The 1,653-nt window shown below is 63.6% G+C and carries 3 protein-coding genes; all 3 read right to left on the reverse strand.

Features of this window, described 5'->3' with window-relative positions:
• On the reverse strand, positions 1-647 hold a 647-nt coding region (locus ACTG3X_RS14380), incomplete at its 3' end, for an ABC transporter permease (RefSeq protein WP_439111962.1).
• Positions 648-698: 51 nt separating this feature from the next.
• Complete coding sequence (locus ACTG3X_RS14385; RefSeq protein ID WP_439111963.1) at positions 699-1,202, reverse strand: DUF2937 family protein; 504 nt, start codon at positions 1,200-1,202, stop codon at positions 699-701.
• A 115-nt stretch (positions 1,203-1,317) separates the two neighbouring features.
• Positions 1,318-1,653, reverse strand: a 336-nt coding sequence (locus tag ACTG3X_RS14390) for a His/Gly/Thr/Pro-type tRNA ligase C-terminal domain-containing protein (RefSeq protein WP_439111964.1), incomplete at its 5' end; no start/stop codon positions are given.

Raw genomic sequence — 1,653 nt, forward strand, 5'->3', positions numbered from 1 at the left:
CGCGTGCGGTCAATGTCATAGCGCCCCGCCGTAAAGATATAGACCACCTCATAGGCCTTCACGCGCGGGCTGGTGCCGAAGGCGGTTTTCACACCGTTGGGGCTGATCACCTTGATCATGTCTCCCGCGCTCACGCCCAGCTCGCGCGCCACCCCCGAGCCGATGGCAACGCCCGCCTCAAAGCGCATGATGTCGCCAGAGCTGTCCTGCGGGTTCACAATCCTTGGAATGGTCATCAGGTTTTCACCTGTGATCCCGTAGACCTCGATGCCCGCGTTGCGCCCTGCGGCGGTGGCCATCACCTGCCCCTTCACAAGCGGCGCGGCGCGGATCACGCCCTCGACCGCGCGCAGGCGGGCCGCAACGCCTTCATAGTCCTCGATTGTGCGGTCAAGGCGGCCGTTTTCCTGCACTTCGGCGGCGTTATAGACCGTGACATGCGCGTTCGCGCCCAGAATGGTGTCAACGAATTCTGCGCGAAATCCCGCGCGCACAGAGAGCGTCGCGATCAAAGCCATCACCGCCAGCGTGATCCCGATAAGGCTGATCCACGTCATTACACTCACACCGCCCTCGGCACGGCGCGCGCGCAGGTAGCGCCAGGCAATCATCAGTTCAAAACCTGCAAAAGGAGGAGTCATCGCCATAGGTCTGCTCTCTTATTATTAGGGGCAAAATGCGCATGCATCCCTGCCACGTCAAGCACTCTGGCGCGTGCGGCGGCCAAAGAGTGCACGCAAAAGCGCCATCAGCCCACCGATAAAGCCAAGCCCGCCCAAGAAACCTGTGCCTGCAAAGAGACCGCCCTCAAACGTCAGCGGCAGCGCAGGCTGGTAGGCCTCCCATGCGCGCGCAGCAATCTCGCTGTCGCGAAAGCGCCGCATCTCGTAGGCGCGGGTAAACGGCCCTGCCGTTTGCAGCACCGCCAGATCGGCCTCAAGCCGCGCGTGGCGGGCGATGGTTTGGGCCACAGTCTGCGCCCGCGCGCGGCCCATATCGCTGCCAGCGGCCAGCTCCACGAGCGCCTCTTCGCGGCTCACCCCCAGCGCGCTGGCATCCGCGTCAAACTCGGCCACAAAGCGCGAGAGCTCATCAACCGCTCCGCCCATGCGCTGGATATACTGCTGGGAAAATTCGGGAAATTGCGACAGCCCCGCAGCGCCCGTGAGGCCACCCGCCAAAGTCAGCGCGCGCGCAATCATGGCGTGCTCCCGCAGAGCGCGGCAGTAAAGGGTCGGGAGACCGATCTGTGCAAAAACAACATCAACACGCCTCCCGAAACCACGTTACCCGTCACGCATGCGCCAAAGCGCAGGCTTAAAGCCCTTTGACCATATGGTCCTTGTAGATCGCCGCGAGCTTTTTCACGGCCTCTTGGGGCGGCAGCTCTTCGCTTTCGCCCGTGCGGCGGCTCGTCAGCTCGACAACACCGTTCTTCAACCCGCGTGGCCCGACAGTGATCCGCCATGGCAGGCCAATGAGGTCCATCGTGGCAAACTTGCCGCCCGCGCGCTCGTTGCGGTCGTCATAGAGCGGCTCAAGGCCCACGGCCTCCATCGCGGCTTCAATCGCTTCGCAGGCCGCATCGGCCTCGGCGTCGCCCTGCTTGAGGTTGACGATGCCCGCGTGAAACGGTGTCACACCTTCAGGCCA

The organism is Lentibacter sp., assembly GCF_965658795.1.
In the GTDB taxonomy this organism is placed as follows: Bacteria; Pseudomonadota; Alphaproteobacteria; order Rhodobacterales; family Rhodobacteraceae; genus Lentibacter.